We start from the raw sequence: 17,061 nt of genomic DNA, 5'->3' as shown, positions 1-17,061 counted from the left end.
CCAGCTCACAGCCATTGGCGTGGGATCACACCGACTTGCCCCCACCTGGCGGCTTCGCCGCCTGTCCGCCCCCGTAGGGGGCGGAGCCTTCGCACCAGCGCTCTTCCCCCTGCGGGGGAAGACGACCGCGAAGCGGTCCGTAGGGGGCAAGTGTTCGCCGCACCGCCCTTGACTTCCGTAGCGAAAGAAAACGAACCTTCGCATGCGAAACAATCCAAGGCCCACAGCGTGACCTCCTACACCGACCTCCTCGCCGCCATGACCGCAGCCGACACCGGCTTCACCGCCCCAATGAAGGTCAATGTCACCGACGACTGGCGCCAGGGCCGCACCACCTATGGCGGGCTCAGCGCGGCGCTGTGCGTCGAGGCGGCCCAGCGGACCTTTCCCGACGCCCCGCCCCTGCGCTCGGCCCAGTTCGCCTTCGTCGGGCCGGCCGCGGGCGAGCTGTCGATCCAGGTCAAGCCGCTGCGCCAGGGCAAGTCGACCCTGTTCGTCGCCGTCGACCTTGTGGGCGAACAGGGCGTGGCGACGCACGGCGTGCTGACCTTCGGCGCGGCCCGGGCGTCGGTGGTGGCCTACAGCGAAGTCCCCCGCCCGACCGTGGCCCCGCCGCAGGCCTGCGAGCCCTTCTTCCCCGGCGAGCGTGGCGGCCCCAACTTCACCGGCCAGTTCGAGGTGCGCATGGCCGGCGGGGCGCGGCCGCTGTCGGGCGAGGCTCCGGAATATCTGCTGTGGATCCGCCATCGCGACCCGGCCGCCCGCTCGCTGTCGGCCCTGGTCGCCCTGGCCGACACCCCGCCGCCCCCGGCCATGACCCTGTTCCCGACCTTCGGCCCGATCTCGACCATGACCTGGGCCCTCGACATCGTGGGCTTGCCGGACGCGAAAGACGACGGATGGCGGCTGCTGCGCAGCCGGGCGGAGACCATCGCCGACGGCTATTCGACCCAGGAGATGCACCTGTGGGACGCCGCCGGAACGCCGTTGATCGTTGCGCGGCAGAACGTGGCGGTGTTCATCTGAGGACTGGCCAAGTTGGGGGACGACGCGTGACTCGGAAGACCTTGCTGATCGGCGGCGCGATGGCCGCGCTCCTGTCCTGCGCGACGCCTTCGCTGGCGGCCCCAGCCCCTCAAAAGTCGAGCGTCATGGACGCCAAGACGCCGGACGAGTTCCTCAAGGCCCTGGCGGGGCCACGCGACTTCGACATCATGCCGCGCGGCGGCTCCATCACCGAGACGCAGGCCAGCCTGAGCCGCGGCAGGTCCTCCGCGAACGACGAGGTCCTGTACCTGCTCTGGGCCTATCACATCCACAACTCCAAGCTCCACGCCGTCATCGCCCTGAACCCGCACGCCCTGGCCGACGCCCGGGCGCTGGACGCCGAGCGCCAGGCCGGCAAGGTCCGGGGGCCGCTGCACGGCGTGTCGATCCTGCTGAAGGACAATATCGAAAGCGCCGACGACACGGCCACCACCGCCGGCTCGCTGGCGCTGAAGGACAATGTCACCAACCGCGACGCCCCGCTGGTCAAGCGACTGACCGACGCCGGCATGGTGATCCTGGGCAAGACCAACCTGTCGGAATGGGCCAACATCCGCTCGAACCACTCGATCAGCGGCTGGAGCGCGGTGGGCGGCACGGTGCGCAATCCGTATGTGCTGGACCGCAGCGCCTGCGGCTCGTCCAGCGGTTCGGGCGCGGCGGTGGCGGCGTACCTGGCCCCGGCGGCGATCGGCACCGAGACCGACGGCTCGATCACCTGCCCCGCCGCGATCAACGGCCTGGTCGGCCTCAAGCCCACTGTCGGCCTCGTCTCGCGCACCCACATCGTGCCGATCAGCCACAGCCAGGACACCGCGGGCCCGATGACCCGCACGGTCACCGACGCGGCCCTGGTGCTGACCGCCATCGCCGGCTCCGACCCCGCCGACCCGGCGACCAAGGAGGCCGACGCCCGCAAGACCGACTACGCCAAGGGCTTGTCGAAGGACGCCCTGAAGGGCGTGACCCTGGCCGTCGCACGCTTCTACACCGGTTATTCGCCGGGCACGGACGCGGTGTTCGAGCAGGCGCTGAAGGACCTCAAGGCCCAGGGCGCGACCCTGGTGGACGTGAAGGACTTCGACGAGGGCCCAATCGGCAAGGCCGAGGGCGTGGTGCTCTACACCGAGCTCAAGGTCGACCTGAACGCCTACCTGGCCTCGACCGACCCGGCCAAGGTCAAGACCCGCACGCTGGAGGACCTAATCGCCTTCAACAAGGCCACGCCCAAGGAGATGGAGTGGTTCGGCCAGGAGAGCTTCGAGAAGGCCCAGGCCACCAAGGGCTATGACGATCCGGAGTACATCAAGGCCGCCGCCGACGCCAAGCGCCTGGCGGGGCCCGAGGGCATCGACAAGATCCTGAAGGACACGGGCGCGATCGCCATCGTCGCCCCGACCACCGGCCCGGCCTGGACCATCGACCCGCTGAACGGCGACCACTACGGCGGCTCGTCCACCACCCTGCCCGCCGTGGCCGGCTATCCGCACCTGACCGTGCCCATGGGCGCCGTCGGCGGCCTGCCGGTGGGGCTCAGCTTCATCGGCCCGGCCTGGAGCGAGGCGCGGCTGCTGAACCTGGGCTACGCCTACGAACAGGCGACGCACCGGCGCAAGGACCCGAAATTCCTGCCGACGGTGGCGCCATAGACGCCCTCTCCCCGTGGGAGAGGGAGGGGCCCGGCCGCGAAGCGGTTGGGAGGGTGCGGGGTTACACCCTCACCGATTCAACGCGAACGCTCTGCCGGCACGCCGGCCAACTCAGAACCCCCTCACCCTCCCAAGCTTCGCTTGGGTCGCTCCCTCTCCCCATGGGAGAGGGTTCAAGGTTCAGACCTTCGGCCGGATCTTGTCGATCGGCGGCGGGGGCGGCGTCACGCGGGAGACGTCGGGCGACGGGACCGGCGGCGTGCGCGGGGGCGGATAGTAGCGATGCCCGCAGCCGCACAGGGCCAGGGCCAGGCCGCCCAGAAGCAGGGTCGTCCTCAGCATCCCGGACGTCCGTCGCCGCGCGGACCCGAGCCCAGGCCGCCGTTCGCGCCGAGGCCCAGCCCTTCGCGGAAGCAGCGGTTGTCGCCGCGCGGGTCCCAATACTGCGTCGAGCCGTCCGGAGCCCGGAACGCCCAGCGTTCGCCGGTCTCGCCGGTGCGGCCGGTGACCTGCATGTCGCCCGGTCCGCTGGAATTGACGCGATAGGCGTCGCCCGACAGGCGGTCGACGGCGCAGGACTCGGTGACGCCGGGCCGGCTGAGGTCGCCGCGCAGGGCGGCCGACGAGCCGGTGTCGCGGTTGAACGCGCTGACCTCGGTCTGCCCCTTGCCGCCGACGAACACCTGGGTGCCGGTGGCGCGATCATAGGTCATGACGTCGGGCGCCTCGCCGGTAAGGGGCGCGCCGCAGGGCATGGGGCGGCTGGCGGGACCGGTCCCGGCCAGGACCCGGTCCTGGGCCGAGGCGACGCCGACCAGGCTGGTCGAGGCGACCAGGGCGGCCATCAGGCCGACGGCGAGCTTGCTCATCGCGGGGATCCCCCTTGCTGAGGAGTGGACGGGACATAGGGCTGCGGCGAGCCCGGGCCGACCGGTCCGCCGGCCAGGGCGGGCGCGGCGACGTCGGCCGTGACGATCGCCTGGGGCCAGTAGCCGTCGAAGTCCTGGCGGGCCCGGTCGCGGGGCGTGCGGAACAGCTCCGGCCCCTCGAACCACGGCTGGCAGGTCAGCTTGCCGTCGAAATAGCCGGTGATCAGGGCCTCGCAGCCGCCCGGCTTGGCGTAGACGCGGTTGTCGCGGGCCCGCACCTGGGCGCCGTTGTCGGCGAACAGGCCGGCGCGCATCACCCCGGCGATGGCGTTGTCGGCGGCGTAGACCGTGCCCGAGCCGGCGTAGACGCCCACGTCGGTGGCTTCGAGTTTGCCGTCCAGCACCCGCACGTCGGCGTTCTCGACCACCACCGCCCAGTCGGCGTCGCGGACCACGGGGCGCAGCAGGGTCGTCTCGTCGCCGCCGCCCACATAGATGCCGCGCGAGAAGCCGTCGACATAGAGGCCTTCGATCTGCACCAGCTGCGAGCGGTTCATGCCGGCCAGCACGAAGCCGGCCGAGTTGCGGCTGCGGCTGGAGCCGGTCCAGTCGCCCAGGCGGACGACGCGCATGTCGCGGATGCGGCTGTCGTCGCCGGCCTCGAACGCCGCGCCGATCGCGGTGGCCGCGACCTCGACATTGTCGGCCATGACCGTGCCGGTCGCCTTGACCACCGCCTGGCGGGTGCGGCCGATGAAGGTGGTGTTGGCGACCTCCAGGCGGCTGTCGCTCAGGTCCAGCGCCGAGCCCTCGCCGTCGTAGCGAACGACCACGTCCTTCAGGGCCAGCTCGGTGGCGCGGCCGGTGATGCACGAATTGGAGCCGGCGCGCATGGCGTCGATGCCCACGCCCTCGATCACCACGTAGCCCACGCCCGGCGCGATGCGGATGCAGGGCTGGTCGATCGCCGCGGCCAGGATCGGCCGGCCGCGCGACGGGACATAGCCGTCGACCTCGATGGTCACCGAACGGGTGATGTTCAGCGAGTCCACGCAGGCCCCGCCGCCGCGCGAACGCAGGGTCAGGGTGCCGCCCTCATAGAGCCGCTCCAGCGCGTCGCTGACCTCGCCCGGATAGGCCCGGTCGCAGTCGACGAAGGTGTGATAGCGCCCGCCGCCCCGGCCGTAGCCGCCATCGCCGTACCCGTAGCGCGGCTTGTGCTTGCGGTAGTGCCGGGTTCCGCAGCCCTTGGACAGGTTCGGCTCCAGCAGGAGGCCGAAGCACGGACGGATCTGCTGGTCGATCTTGGCGTCGGGCGATCCCGCGACGGCGGCCTCGGGCGCGACGCCCAGCGCCAGCCCGCCGACCACGGTGGTCCAGGCCGCCAGGGCCGCGACGAACGTGCGGGGGCGGATCATCGATAGTCCCTTTCGGCATAGGGCGGCGGCCGCGACTCGCCGGAGGCGCGCGGCGGCCGCGAGACCTGGGAGAGCAGCTGCTGCAGGCGCCAGACCGACGGCTTGAAGCCGGCCAGGGCCCCGTCCAGCTGGTAGACCACGGCCTTGGCCCGGTCCTGGTCGGCCACGCCCTGCAGGCCCAGCGAGAAGAAGGTCGACATGGCGTACTTGGCCTCGGCCGACCCCTGGCGTTCGGCCTCCTCGTACCAGTGGTAGGCCCGGGCGTAGTCGCGCGGCACGCCCACGCCCTCGGAGTACATGACCGCCAGGACCAGCTGGGCCTTGGACGAGCCGTTGACCGCCGCGTACTGGACGGCCCGCACCTTCTCGATGCCCGACAGGCGGCCGGTGATCGGCCGGCCGATCATGGCCTGGAAGGTCTGGGCGTCGTTGACGCTGAGCATGTGCTCGTCCAGCACCGGCGCCGGGATCACCCGCAGATAGGCCAGGGCCTCGCCGATGTGCACGAACGGCAGCTCGTTCATCCGCGCCAGGGCCGCCTCCTTGGCGTCGCCCGACGGGTCGCTCTCGTCGGAATGCGGCACGCCGCTGTCGGGCGATTCCGGCGGATAGAACTCGTAGGGCGGGATCCAGCGCTTGGCCTTGGTCTCGACGAAGCCGCCGTACGAGGCCCGCTGCGGCGACGAGCGCTCGAAGTCCTTGAGCATCACATAGGCCGACACGTCGCCGGTCTGCACGGCCAGGTAATTGTAGAGATAGGCGTCGACGTCGTTGCGGCGGAACAGGTCCAGGGCGGCCGGGGCGCCCATGCGCTTGGCCGAGCCGTAGGCCTCGATGGCCTGCGGGTTGTCGGACGGCTCGCCGAACGGCCCGAAGAAGCCGTCGTGCATGCGGGCCAGGGCCCGGTAGCCGTCGGCCCCCTGGGTGGAAAGTATGTAGATCACGCGGTTGCGGACCTTCTCGCGTTCCTCGGTCGACATCCGCGACAGAAGACGGTCCAGGGCGCCGTAGGCGGCGTGCCGCTCGAAGGCCCGGCAGTCGTCGAATCTGGACAGCGGCCCCTGGTCCTTGCCGCCGCGCCGCTCGTACGCCGCGATGGGCGAATAGCCGCCGGAATTGGCCAGGGCCATGGCGTACCAGACCGCCGCCTCGACCGGATCTTCCAGGTTCTTGTCGACCGCGCGCTGGCCCTCGTAGCGACGGGCCAGCTCCAGCTGGGCGAAGAAATCGCCGCGGAATCCGCCCTGGCGAAGCGAGCGGATTTCCTGCTGCTGCTGATTGAACTGGCCGGAAACCCCTTGCGCGGCCTGGGGCCGAGGGCAGGCGCTGGCGCGCTTGTGGAACAGGAAGCTGGGTCCCGTGTCGCATCCGACGAGCGGAATCACCACGACGGCGACAACAGCCGCCACCGGCACGCGACGGATCAGCGTGGCCCGATGATCGACCAGATACGCCAGCCCACGCTTGAGGGCGGCGAGAGGAGAAACAGCATTGCTGGTCTCGTGCATCGCTCCCCCTCAGCACGCGCGTTAACCATGTTCTACAAGTCACTCATGTGCTTGGCCGTAAGGACTGTCAAGCTCATGGAACGTCGTTCGCGAGACCGTCATGAAAGTGCCCACAGAAGGATTCCCGCCTCAGGGGAATCCCTAGGTTTTCAGTCATGGTCACGCTTGTTTTCGCGAGACTTTGGGTCAAGTCCGGCCGGCCGATCCGGCAGGCGGTCAAAGCCGCTCGCGGCGGACCCTGGCGATGGCCTTGAGCACCTCGTCGCGATTCTTGGCCGCCTTGGCCCAGGCCGGCAGGCGCGAGACGATCGAGGCGTTGCGGACCCCGCCGTCCGGCGCCGGAGTCTCCTCGCGCAGCGCGCCGGCCAAATAGCGCTCCAGGTAGTCGAGATGGTCCTCGTTCCAGGCGACGAGCGCCCCGTGGCGCGTCTCGGCCCGCAGGCGCGGCGGTCGGCCCATGAACGGATCGGCGACCACGCCCATCGGCGTTTCCGGCTGGTCCCGCGTCAGCCCGCAGTCCTCGCAGACCAGACGGCGGGCGGCGAAATCGACGGGGCGGCCGCCGGGATCGCCGACATGGATCACCGCCCTGCCCGCGCAGGCCGGACAATCGACCAGCAGGCGACGGCCGAAGGCTTCCGGCGGCAAGGCCGCCACGCGCGACCGGGATGTCTGGCTCATGTGCGCTCCGCGAAGAGCGCGCAGACTAGGTGTTCATCCCCAGGAAGGACAGCCGGTCGCGTTGCTCCCGAGTGCCCGGCGTGAAGTACTTCACCGACCAGCTGTCGTCGTCCTTCAGGGCGAAGACCTGGTTGGCTTGAAGCTTCTCGTCCTTGCGCGAGCGGAACCAGTAGTGCTCGAACATCCGCATGAAGTCGGCCACGTAGACGTCGGCCACCGCCGTGTCGCCGCGGAAGACCAGCACGTTGGAATCGTTGGCCACGGTCGAGTTGGTCGAGAAGTTGGCCGACCCCGTGACCAGCACCGGATCCGGACCGAACGGGTCGGCCAGGATGATCTTGGAATGGATGTGGATGCCGGCGTGGTGGAAGCTCTCGTCGACCATCAGCCGATCGCGGTCCAGCTTGCGCTTCTGGAAGTCGGCCAGCTTCAGGCCCTCGAAGGGCTTGGCCACGGCGGCCATGTTGCCGGGGTCGGCGTTCAGCTTGTCGATATTGCCCTTCTCGCCGTACGAGCCCTCCTTGTCGGCCAGCAGGAAGCGCATGGCCCCGTCGGTCGGGGTCCCTAGAACGTTGCGGATCCGCTCGTGCAGGGCGAAAGGCGCGCTGACCATCAGCACCTTGGCCGTTCTGCAGATGTCGGCGTAGAGGTCGATCATCGACAGGCCGTTCTGCGGCGAGAACAGCGGCGTCGCCCCGTGGGCCAGGGTGTCGCGCGAGGCCGGGACGGGGGTGATCACGTCGTTCTTGGCCTGGGTCTCGTCGATACTGAGGTCCTGGGTCAGGACCTGGAAACCGGCCTCGTAGCGTTCGGCCACGGCCGTGTCGTAGATCGCGTGGCCGACGTTCAGCTGGCCGTAGATGCCGCCTTCGGTCCAGTTGGTGCCGCCGGTCCACACCGCGATCGGCTTAAGGGCGCCCGTCGCGTCCTTCTTCAGCAGCACCAGGTACTTGTTGTGCATGATCGCCGAGCCCTTGGTGCGGGCCGTGGTGGCGAAGGTGACGCCCAGGCTGGCGATGGCGTGCTGGTTCTCGGCCTTCGTGTTGCCGCCGGCCCGGGCGTGATAGACGATGTGCACCTCGGCCCCGCGCCCCTGAGCCTGGATCAGCGCCTTGATCGGGGTGGGCTTCTCGAATTCGTAGATGCAGCCGTGCAGGGCGTAGTCGGGCCCGTCGGCCTTGGCGATGAAGGCGACGATCGCCTCCTCCAGCCCGCGCGACAGCCAGGTCAGGGCGTCGGGGATGTCATCGGGATCGTTGTCGCCGAACCGGTTCACATAGGCCTGGCTGGCCGCGGCGCCGCGGTTGAAGAAGACCGAGGTGGCCTCGTTGCGGCAATCCTCGGTGCGCAGCTCCAGGGCCACGCCGCCGGCGATCACGTCGAAGCCGCCGGGGCGCTCGGCCAGCACGCCCTGGGCGATGATGTCGGCGGGCGTCCCATAGCGGGCGATCACCCGGTAGCGGTAGAGCCGGCCCGGCTCGGTGGTGTAGTCGCCCCAGCGGAACTTCTGCAGCGGCGCCCGGGCCGTCGTCACCTGTTCGGCGCGCGGGTCGCTCAGGAACCGCAGGGAATTGGGCAGCCAGCGGCGGTCGCCCGTCTCGACGTCGGTGCGTTCGATGGAAAAGCCCAGGCAGCCGGTCCGCCGTGCGTCGGCCAGATCGAACGCCAGCAGGACGGCGTGGGTCCCCGCGATGATCCTGACCGTCAGACCGTCCTTCGAAGCTCTCGCGCGCATCGCCCACCCTTCCCGTGATCTTTCGCGGGAGGATGGACGAGACGCACTTTAAAGGCGAGTCATGTTCGACGAACCCCGGTCACCGCCCGGTCGGCATGTCCTTGAAGGCCACGTCCTTGTCGACCCGCACGTCGCCGGGCAGGCCCAGGACCCGTTCGGCGATGATGTTCTTGAGGATCTCGTCCGTGCCGCCGGCGATGCGCAGGCCCGGGGCCCACATCAGGCTCTGCTGGAACGCCGCCTCCATGGGGGCCAGGGCCGGGTCGGTCAGGATCCCGTACTCGCCCTGCGCCTCGACGGCGGTGTTGGCCAGGTCCTGCAGCTGGTTGGCCGAGATGATCTTGCCGATCGAGCTTTCGGGTCCCGGCGTCTGGCCGCGCGACAGGGCGGTCATGGTCCGGAAGCGGGTGAACTTCAGCCCCTGGGAGTTGACGTACCAGTCGGCCAGCTTCTCGCGGAACGCCTGGTCCTTCAGGGCCGGGCCGTTAGCGCCCGACAGGCCCCGGGCCAGCTCCATCACCTGGCGGTAGTCCGGACCGGCCGAGCCGCCGACGGCCAGGCGCTCGTTCATCAGGGTGACCAGGGCCACCTGCCAGCCCTGCCCCACCTCGCCGAGGCGCTGGCTGTCCTTGACCCGCAGGTCGGTGAAATAGACCTCGTTGAACTCGCGGCCGCCCGACATCTGGTGGATCGGCCGGCACTCGACCGCGGCGTCGCGCATGTCGATCCAGAACATGGTCAGGCCCTTGTGCTTGGGCACGTCGGGATCGGTCCGGACCAGCAGGATGCCGTAGTCGCAATAGTGGGCGCCGGTGGTCCAGACCTTCTGGCCGTTGATCACCCAGTCGTCACCGTCCTTCACCGCCCGGGTCCGCAGCGCCGCCACGTCCGAGCCGCCGGCGGGTTCCGAGAACAGCTGGCACCAGATCTCCTCGCCCTTCACGGCCGGCGAGACGAAACGCTGCTTGGTGGCGTCGTCGGAGAAGGCCATTACCGTGGGCACGCACATGCCCAGGCCGATGGTGAAGTAGCCGTACGAGACGCCGGCCTTGGCCTCTTCCTGGCCGAAGATCACCGACTGGATCGGCGTGCCGCCGCCCCCGCCGATGGCCGCGGGCCAGGTGATGCAGGCGTAGCCGGCCGCGGCCTTGCGGGCCTGCCAGGCCTTGCCGGCCGCCATGTGCTCGGGCGTGGTCGGCTTGGGATCGCCGTGCTCGGCGCGATGGGCGGCGGCGTTCTCGGCCAGCCAAGCGCGGGCCTTCTCGCGATAGGCGGCTTCTTCGGGGGAGTCGTTGAAATCCATGATCTTCAGGTCCCTTAAGCCGCGTTCTTCTTCTCGAGTTCGCTCACCAGCCGCTCCTTCCAGAGCTTCGGCGATCCAGCCACCAGGCTCAGCTGCCGCGAGCGGCGGTAGTAGAGGTGGCAGTCGACGTCCCAGGTGAAGCCCATGCCGCCGTGCACCTGAACGCTTTCCTTGCTGGCGAACCAGAAGGCGTCCGAAGCGGCGATGCGGGCGGCGGCGGCGGCCGTCGGCAACTCCGGCGCGTCCACATTCAGAGCCCAGGCCCCGTAATAGGCGTTGGAACGGGCGACCTCGTTCTTGACGTACATGTCGGCCAGCTTGTGCTTGATCGCCTGGTAGCCGGCGATCGTCCGGCCGAAGGCGTAGCGGCCCAGGGCGTATTCCTTGGCCATCTCCAGGCAGCGGTCGGCCCCGCCCAGCTGTTCGAAGGCCAGCAGCACGGCGGCGCGATCCAGGATCGCCTGGACCAGCTCGAAGCCCTGCCCCGGCTCGCCCAGCCGGTCGGCGCTGGCGCCCTCGAAGGTCAGGCGGGCCACGCCGCGCGTCGGGTCCAGGCTCTGCAGGGTCTCGACCTTGACGCCGCTGGCCTTCAGGTCGACCAGGAACAGGCCGGGACGCCCGCCCTCGTTGGCCAGCACCAGGGCCATGCCGGCCGCGTCGCCGTCGGTGACCGGGATCTTGACGCCCGACAGCTTGCCGCCCTCGACCCTGGCCTGCAGCGAAGACGGGGTGACCACGCCGGGACCTTCCGAGGTCGCCAGGCAGCCGATCAGCTCGCCGGCGGCGATGCGCGGCAGGACGGCGGCCTTCTGGGCGTCGCTGCCGTGGGCCATCACGGCCTCGGCCAGGATGTAGACGGTGGAGGCGAAGGGGATCGGCGCCACCGCGCGGCCCAGCTCCTCGGCGATGGCGCACAGCTCCACCCGCCCCAGGCCCAGGCCGTTGTACTCCTCGGGAATGGCCGCCCCCAGCCAGCCCTGCTCGGCCACGGCGGCCCACAGGCCGTCGTCGTAGCTCCTGGCCGGATCGTCGAGCACGCCGCGCACCACGGTCGACGGACAGCGGGCGGCGAGGAACTTGCGCGCCTCGTCCTTGAGGAACTTCTGATCGTCCGAATAGTCGAAATCCACGTGGATTTCCTCCCTTGGACCGCTCTGCCGGCGGCGTCGGAAAGCACGATGAACGATCGTTCGTCCGAGGGAAAGATTGACCTCGCGTCAAGGATTTCAGGTTCTTATGGCGGCCCCGAACTGAGAGAGAACGTGTGCGTGGCCAAGACCGTCTTCCAGCGGAACCAGAAGGTGTGGGTCGAGAGCGTCGGCGCCTGGGCCACGATCGAGAAGATCGTGCCGGTCTGGGCCAAGGGCTTCGACGAACCCGTGCGCGTCACCTACGACGTCGGCCTGGGCCGCGAGTTCCAGGCCAGCGAGCTGAAGCCGGAAGACCGCATCGACGAAGCCGGCGCCGCGGCCACCGCCAACTGGCGCATCCTGCGGGCCCGCAACAAGTGGCAGCAGGAGAGCGACTGCCTGCACCACCCCTACCCCGGCACCTATCCGGTGGTGGTCACCGATCCCAACGACTGGGGCGGCTGGCGCACGCCGGGCGCCGAGTATGATCGCGACCCGCGCAAGATCGAGTTCCAGGCCCGGCTGATCGCCGCCGCGCCGCAACTGCACGCCCTGGCCCGCCAGCTGGTCGAGCTGGCCGCCGACAGCCCCGAGGACGCCCCGCCGGCCCTGGTGGCCCTGGCCCAGCGCGCCTCGGCGATCGAACGGGCGCTCCACGAAGTGCCGGCCGCGGCCGAAGCCGCGCCGGGCGTCGTCGAGGCGGGCTGAAGCCGGGGACATGCCCTCGGGCGTGTCCCGGGCCTTGGCTCCGTGGAGGCTGATGGGGACACGCGCGAGCGCATGTCCCCGGCCGGGAAGCCCGGCGGGTGATGGGAAGGGTGCGAAGCGCCCGGGCCTCGCCCGGATGATTTGCAGTTTTGAATACCATTTCGACGAAGTTCAGACGCTTCGCGCGACCGTTATCCGAAAGCCCGCGACGCTGAGCCCTGTTAGGGCCTCGCCGCCTTGAGGCCTCCGACGGGCGGGGCCGGAGCAACGCCTCCAGTCCCGGACCGCGAGCGCGTCACCGCCCGCCTGCCGCCAAGTCGGCCCCCATCCAACGCCGTTTATTTTCGAGGCCCGGCCGGCACCAGATGGACAGGGTTGTCCTCCGAAGAGAACACCGACAGAGCTTCCCGCTCGATCGCCCCCGAAAGCCGCATCGGTCGCCGTACGTGCGCCCTCCCCCGCCTTCAGGTCACATCAAGATACGGGCGCCTGGAAGGGTGAGGATAAGTTCGGTCGAAAAAGTTCAAGACCTTGAAAACGCTGACCTTCATTCGCTATCAGCCGAGGATAGATGGCCCTTCCCTCCCTTTTGTGGGGAGGGTGGCCCTGGCGGAGCCAGGGTCGGGTGGGGTTTGCTGACTCAGCGAAAAGCCCCGGCCGACACCCTGCACCGATCCCCCACCCGACCCGCTACGCGGGCCACCCTCCCCGCAAGGGGGAGGGACGGGGTTCTTGGTGGGGACACGCCCAAGGGCATGTCCCCGGGCGGCTCTAGGCCGCGTCGGGCGCCGGCTTGAAGTTGCCCCGCTTCCACGCCCAGTACAGCACCGCCACCGCCACGGCGGTGCCCACCACCATGGCCGGGACCGAGGCCTCCGGCCCGAAGGGACCGCCGCTCAGCCAGTCGGGCGCGCCCGCCTTGGGCTGGCTGAGATAGAGGCTCTGCTTGACCGGCAGGCCCGACACCCGCGCGCCGAAGATCCAGCCCTGGGTGAAGTTCCAGGCCCCGTGCACGCCGATGGAGATCCACAGCCGGCCGGTCAGCAGGTAGAACGAGGCCAGCATCAGGCCCGCCTCCACCGCGATGGCGACGGCCGCGATCGGGCTGGCGTTGGGGTTGCCCAGGTGCGCCAGGCCGAAGAACGCCGCCGAGACCGCCAGGGCGGGCCACGCCCCGAAGGCGCGCATCAGCAGCCGCAGCAGGATCGCCCGGAACATCAGCTCCTCGAAGCTGCCCGAGGAGACGGCGACGCCGATCATCTCCCAAGGCGACGCCGCGCGCGGTCCGGTGATCTCGTAGAGGCCGGAGAACACCAGCGCCCCGACCACCACGACCATCATCGCCACGCCCAGCCCGACGCCGACCAGCAGTTCCCAGGCGGCCTGCTTCAGCGCCAGTTCGCCGGGCCAGCGCGCCTCCGCCCCCTTGGTCAGGAGCGCGTAGAGGCCCAGGGCGGCGATGCTGACCACGGCCGTGAGCAGGGCGCCCGGCGCCGGGGCCATGAAGGCCCGGTCGGGCGAGGTGAGGAAGGCCAGGAGGCCGTAGATGAAGCCGAACAGGACGAACAGCGCCGCCCCCCAGCCCAGCGACCGCAGCCAGCGCAGCGGCCCGGGATGCAGGACGCGACGCGAGCCGATCTCCAGCCCGGCGACCGACGGCGAAACTTCTGTATGCGACATGAAACGGCTCCCCGGAACGAGCCCGAAGCCTTGGCGGGTTCGCGTCCGGGTTCAAGTGAAGAACTGTTCAGGCTTGGCCGTCCGTCGCCGCCGCCTCCGCCGCCGGGGGCCAGTCACGGCCCGAACCCGGCCGGCGCAGGCGTCCGTGGGTGGTGAACTCGACCACCGGCCGCACGACGCCCAGGTCGACCTCGCCGCCCGTCGGCGTCAGTCGCCAGCAGCGCCGCCCCACCCAGATCAGCACCTCCAGCCCGTCGGCCGCCCCCGCGGCGGCCCAGCCGCGCAGGGTGGCCTCGAACGGCGCGCGCCGCCAGGCGGTCGGCTGGCTGGGATCGAGCTCGACATTGACGGTCCGCCCGCCCTGCCCCGCGTGCAGCACGAAGCCGCTGCGGTCGGGCCGCCAGGCTTCGTCCAGCCGCTCGTCCAGCAGCCAGTCGCAGGCGAAGTCGGCGCAGCCCCGGGGCCGGACCTCGTAGATCCCGCAGCCCTTGTCGCGCTTGTAGTAGCGGCACCAGACATGCGGCGCCTTCTCCAGCTCGCGCACGCCGATCAGCTTGCAGCACTGACCGCACGCGCCGCATTCCCGCACGCTCATGGACCATCCCCGGATCGATGGCGGCACACGCGGACAAATCGACGATCGGGTCAAGTGCGCCCTCGCCCCGTCCCACGTCCTTGCCTACATTGACCGCATGCGCACAGACACGCCCCAGCCCGTCCGCCTGTCGGACTACCGCCCGTTCCCGTTCACGATCGAGACCACCGCCCTGGAGTTCCGGCTGGAGCCCAGCGCGACGCGGGTCAAGGCGACGCTGGCGATCAAACGTAGCGGCGCGGCGGGCGAGCCGCTGTTCCTGAACGGCGAGCGGCTGAAGCTGATCTCGGCGGCCATCGACGGCCAGGCGCTCAGCGCCAACGAATACCGCCTCGACGGCGAAGGCCTGACGATCCACCAGGTCCCGGACAGCTTCGTCCTGACCACCGAGGTCGAGATCGATCCGTCGGCCAACAAGGCGCTGATGGGCCTGTACATGTCCGGCGGCCGGTTCTGCACCCAGTGCGAGGCCGAGGGCTTCCGGACCATCACCTTCTTCCCCGACCGCCCGGACGTGCTGAGCCGCTTCACGGCGCGGATCGAGGCCGACAAGGCCTTCGCCCACCTGCTGAGCAACGGCAACCTGCTGGAGTCGGGCGAACTCCCCGGCGGCCGCCACTTCGCCGTCTGGAACGACCCCTTCCCCAAGCCGGCCTATCTGTTCGCCCTGGTGGCCGGCGAGCTGGACGTGCTGGAGGACAGCTTCGTCACCATGAGCGGCCGCACCGTGGCCCTGAAGGTGTTCGTCGATCCTGGCCAGGCCCCGCGCGCCGCCTACGCCCTGGACGCCCTGAAGCGTTCGATGAAATGGGACGAGGAGGCGTTCGGCCGCGAATACGACCTGGACCTGTTCATGATCGTCGCCGTGCGCGACTTCAACTTCGGGGCCATGGAGAACAAGGGGCTGAACATCTTCAACAGCAGCCTGCTGCTGGCCCAGCCCGAGACCGCCACCGACATGGACTACGAGCGCATCGAAAGCGTCGTGGCCCACGAGTACTTCCACAACTGGACCGGCAACCGGATCACCTGCCGCGACTGGTTCCAGCTGTGCCTGAAGGAGGGCCTGACGGTCTTCCGCGACCAGAGCTTCAGCGCCGACATGCGCGGCGAGGCCGTCCAGCGGATCAAGGACGTCAAGGCCCTGCGCGCCCGCCAGTTCGCCGAGGACGCCGGTCCCCTGGCCCACCCTGTGCGCCCCAACAGCTATCTGAAGATCGACAACTTCTACACGGCCACGATCTACGAGAAGGGCTCCGAGCTCATCCGTATGCTGAAGACGATCCTGGGCGCGGCGACCTTCCGCAAGAGCCTGGACCTCTATTTCGAGCGCCACGACGGCGAGGCGACCACGGTCGAGGCCTTCATCGCCTGCTTCGCCGACGCCTCGGGCCGCGACATGAGCGACTTCTTCGCCTGGTACGAACAGGCCGGGACCCCGGCGGTGTCGCTGACCCACGCCTATGACGCGGCCGCCAAGGCGCTGGAGATCACCCTCGCCCAGTCCACCGCCCCGACCAACGGCCAGCCGACCAAGCGTCCCCTGCCCGTGCCGGTGACCATCGGCCTGCTGGACGGCGACGGCGCGGTGCTGCGCGACAGCGAGGTGGTGCTGCTGGACGCGGCGTCCAAGACCGTGCGCTGGGAGGGCGTGGACCGCGCCCCGGTGGTCTCGGCCCTGCGCGGCTTCTCGGCCCCGGTGAACCTGACCGCCGACACCCGCGCCGTCGACCGCTACGTCCAGTTCGCCGCCGATCCCGACCTGTTCAACCGCTGGGAAGCCGGCCAGACCCTGGCCCGCGAGCTGATCCTGGGCCGCGCCGCCGGAACGCCGGACGAGGTCGGCGAGGAGCGCTACGCCGACGCCCTGGGCAAGGCCCTGGTCGACGACGCCTCGGACCCGGCGTTCAAGGCCCTGCTGCTGGCCCTGCCCACCGAGGGCGACCTCAGCCTGGCGGTCGAGCCCGTCGATCCGGCCGCGATCCACGCGGCGCGCGACCACCTCAAGACCGTCATCGCCGTCCACCTGGGCGACCTGCTGCGGCGGCTGCACGGCGACCTGCAGAGCGGCGGCGAGTTCTCGCCCGACGCCCGGGCGGCCGGCAAGCGCGCCCTGCGCAACGCCTGCTGCGACCTGCTGGCGGCCGACCCGCACGCGGTCAATGTCGAGCGCGTGGTCGGCCACTTCGAGAGCGCGGCCAACATGACCGACGCCATGGGCGGGCTGTCGGCCCTGGTGACGATCGGCGGCGCGCCCGCCGAGAAGGCCCTGGCCGCCTTCCACGCCCAGTGGCGGCACGAGCCGCTGGTGCTGGACAAGTGGTTCGCCGCCCAGGCCCGCGATCCGGGCGACGGCGCCATCGGCCGCATCCTGGCCCTGACCGCCCATCCCGACTTCGACGCCGGCAACCCCAACCGCCTGCGGGCCCTGGTCCAGGGCTTCGCCAGCGGCAACCCCGCCCGTTTCCACGACGGGAGCGGGGACGGCTATCGCTTCCTGGCCGACCAGATCCTGGCGGTGGACGGCTTCAACCCGATGACGGCGGCCCGGCTGGTCGAGCCTCTGGGGGCCTGGCGGCGCTACGTCCCCGCTCTGGGCGCCCTGATGCGCGAGCAACTGGAGCGCATCCGGGGACACGAAGGCCTGTCGAAGAACGTGCTGGAGCTGGTCTCCCGCGCCCTGGACTGAGGCCTTCGCGTCCCGCTGCGGCGAGCCTGGGGCGATTCTCCGGCGGACC

General features: G+C 70.2%; 14 protein-coding genes. 4 read left to right on the top strand and 10 right to left on the bottom strand.

What is annotated here, in order from left to right; genetic code table 11:
• The first annotated feature begins 228 nt into the window (after nucleotides 1–228).
• On the top strand, nucleotides 229–1,026 hold the full coding sequence (locus WAE60_RS23080; RefSeq protein ID WP_337689081.1) for a thioesterase family protein: 798 nt from the start codon (nucleotides 229–231) through the stop codon (nucleotides 1,024–1,026).
• Between the two features lie 26 nt (nucleotides 1,027–1,052).
• A complete protein-coding gene (locus WAE60_RS23075) occupies nucleotides 1,053–2,696 on the top strand; it encodes an amidase (protein ID WP_337689080.1) in 1,644 nt (547 codons plus the stop codon).
• A 180-nt stretch (nucleotides 2,697–2,876) separates the two neighbouring features.
• On the opposite strand, the gene WAE60_RS23070 is transcribed toward WAE60_RS23075, so the two are convergent.
• The 8 genes from WAE60_RS23070 to WAE60_RS23035 all read right to left on the bottom strand — a co-directional run bounded on the left by WAE60_RS23070 (nucleotide 2,877) and on the right by WAE60_RS23035 (nucleotide 11,340).
• Nucleotides 2,877–3,038, bottom strand: coding sequence for a hypothetical protein (locus tag WAE60_RS23070; RefSeq protein ID WP_156035845.1), 162 nt, complete (start codon nucleotides 3,036–3,038; stop codon nucleotides 2,877–2,879).
• Entirely contained in the window at nucleotides 3,032–3,565 is a 534-nt protein-coding gene (locus WAE60_RS23065; RefSeq protein WP_337689079.1) for a hypothetical protein, read from the bottom strand. The genes WAE60_RS23070 and WAE60_RS23065 overlap by 7 nt, the downstream gene beginning before the upstream one ends.
• Nucleotides 3,562–4,983, bottom strand: coding sequence for a hypothetical protein (locus tag WAE60_RS23060; RefSeq protein WP_029915521.1), 1,422 nt, complete (start codon nucleotides 4,981–4,983; stop codon nucleotides 3,562–3,564). Before WAE60_RS23060 ends, WAE60_RS23065 begins: the two co-directional genes overlap by 4 nt.
• Nucleotides 4,980–6,491 carry a tetratricopeptide repeat protein gene (locus tag WAE60_RS23055; protein ID WP_337689078.1) on the bottom strand — a complete coding sequence of 504 codons (1,512 nt, stop codon included), beginning with the start codon at nucleotides 6,489–6,491 and terminating at the stop codon, nucleotides 4,980–4,982. The genes WAE60_RS23060 and WAE60_RS23055 overlap by 4 nt, the downstream gene beginning before the upstream one ends.
• A 216-nt stretch (nucleotides 6,492–6,707) precedes the next feature.
• The gene (locus WAE60_RS23050; RefSeq protein WP_337689077.1) at nucleotides 6,708–7,172 is read right to left on the bottom strand and encodes a hypothetical protein; all 465 of its coding nucleotides are present in this window, start codon (nucleotides 7,170–7,172) and stop codon (nucleotides 6,708–6,710) included.
• Between the two features lie 25 nt (nucleotides 7,173–7,197).
• Nucleotides 7,198–8,907: a phospholipase D-like domain-containing protein gene (locus WAE60_RS23045; protein WP_337689076.1), complete on the bottom strand. Its 1,710-nt coding sequence runs from the start codon at nucleotides 8,905–8,907 to the stop codon at nucleotides 7,198–7,200.
• Nucleotides 8,908–8,986: 79 nt separating this feature from the next.
• Entirely contained in the window at nucleotides 8,987–10,210 is a 1,224-nt protein-coding gene (locus tag WAE60_RS23040; protein ID WP_337689075.1) for an acyl-CoA dehydrogenase family protein, read from the bottom strand.
• Between the two features lie 14 nt (nucleotides 10,211–10,224).
• On the bottom strand, nucleotides 10,225–11,340 hold the full coding sequence (locus WAE60_RS23035; protein ID WP_029915511.1) for an acyl-CoA dehydrogenase family protein: 1,116 nt from the start codon (nucleotides 11,338–11,340) through the stop codon (nucleotides 10,225–10,227).
• A 138-nt stretch (nucleotides 11,341–11,478) separates the two neighbouring features.
• Between WAE60_RS23035 and WAE60_RS23030 the strand changes: the two genes are divergently transcribed.
• The gene (locus WAE60_RS23030; protein ID WP_029915509.1) at nucleotides 11,479–12,048 is read left to right on the top strand and encodes a hypothetical protein; all 570 of its coding nucleotides are present in this window, start codon (nucleotides 11,479–11,481) and stop codon (nucleotides 12,046–12,048) included.
• 771 nt (nucleotides 12,049–12,819) lie between these two features.
• On the opposite strand, the gene WAE60_RS23025 is transcribed toward WAE60_RS23030, so the two are convergent.
• Both WAE60_RS23025 and WAE60_RS23020 read right to left on the bottom strand, forming a co-directional pair.
• Nucleotides 12,820–13,728 carry a type II CAAX endopeptidase family protein gene (locus WAE60_RS23025; RefSeq protein ID WP_051695958.1) on the bottom strand — a complete coding sequence of 303 codons (909 nt, stop codon included), beginning with the start codon at nucleotides 13,726–13,728 and terminating at the stop codon, nucleotides 12,820–12,822.
• A 67-nt stretch (nucleotides 13,729–13,795) separates the two neighbouring features.
• Nucleotides 13,796–14,323: a hypothetical protein gene (locus tag WAE60_RS23020; protein WP_051695957.1), complete on the bottom strand. Its 528-nt coding sequence runs from the start codon at nucleotides 14,321–14,323 to the stop codon at nucleotides 13,796–13,798.
• Between the two features lie 97 nt (nucleotides 14,324–14,420).
• On the opposite strand from WAE60_RS23020, the gene pepN reads away from it, so the two are divergent.
• Nucleotides 14,421–17,012 (top strand): aminopeptidase N, encoded by a 2,592-nt coding sequence (pepN, locus tag WAE60_RS23015; protein ID WP_337689074.1) that lies wholly within the window; start codon nucleotides 14,421–14,423, stop codon nucleotides 17,010–17,012.
• Nucleotides 17,013–17,061 lie beyond the last annotated feature (49 nt).

Source organism: Caulobacter sp. CCG-8 (genome assembly GCF_037402475.1).
In the GTDB taxonomy this organism is placed as follows: Bacteria; Pseudomonadota; Alphaproteobacteria; order Caulobacterales; family Caulobacteraceae; genus Caulobacter.
This window is presented reverse-complemented; position numbering and strand designations above follow the sequence as displayed.

Bases quoted from the DNA above. Each gene is read 5' to 3' on its own strand.
- WAE60_RS23020 (WP_051695957.1), bottom strand. From the start codon at position 14,323: ATGAGCGTGCGGGAATGCGGCGCGTGCGGTCAGTGCTGCAAGCTGATC.
- WAE60_RS23060 (WP_029915521.1), bottom strand. From the start codon at position 4,983: ATGATCCGCCCCCGCACGTTCGTCGCGGCCCTGGCGGCCTGGACCACC.
- WAE60_RS23050 (WP_337689077.1), bottom strand. From the start codon at position 7,172: ATGAGCCAGACATCCCGGTCGCGCGTGGCGGCCTTGCCGCCGGAAGCC.
- pepN (WP_337689074.1), top strand. From the start codon at position 14,421: ATGCGCACAGACACGCCCCAGCCCGTCCGCCTGTCGGACTACCGCCCG.
- WAE60_RS23065 (WP_337689079.1), bottom strand. From the start codon at position 3,565: ATGAGCAAGCTCGCCGTCGGCCTGATGGCCGCCCTGGTCGCCTCGACC.
- WAE60_RS23040 (WP_337689075.1), bottom strand. From the start codon at position 10,210: ATGGATTTCAACGACTCCCCCGAAGAAGCCGCCTATCGCGAGAAGGCC.
- WAE60_RS23055 (WP_337689078.1), bottom strand. From the start codon at position 6,491: ATGCACGAGACCAGCAATGCTGTTTCTCCTCTCGCCGCCCTCAAGCGT.
- WAE60_RS23045 (WP_337689076.1), bottom strand. From the start codon at position 8,907: ATGCGCGCGAGAGCTTCGAAGGACGGTCTGACGGTCAGGATCATCGCG.
- WAE60_RS23070 (WP_156035845.1), bottom strand. From the start codon at position 3,038: ATGCTGAGGACGACCCTGCTTCTGGGCGGCCTGGCCCTGGCCCTGTGC.
- WAE60_RS23025 (WP_051695958.1), bottom strand. From the start codon at position 13,728: ATGTCGCATACAGAAGTTTCGCCGTCGGTCGCCGGGCTGGAGATCGGC.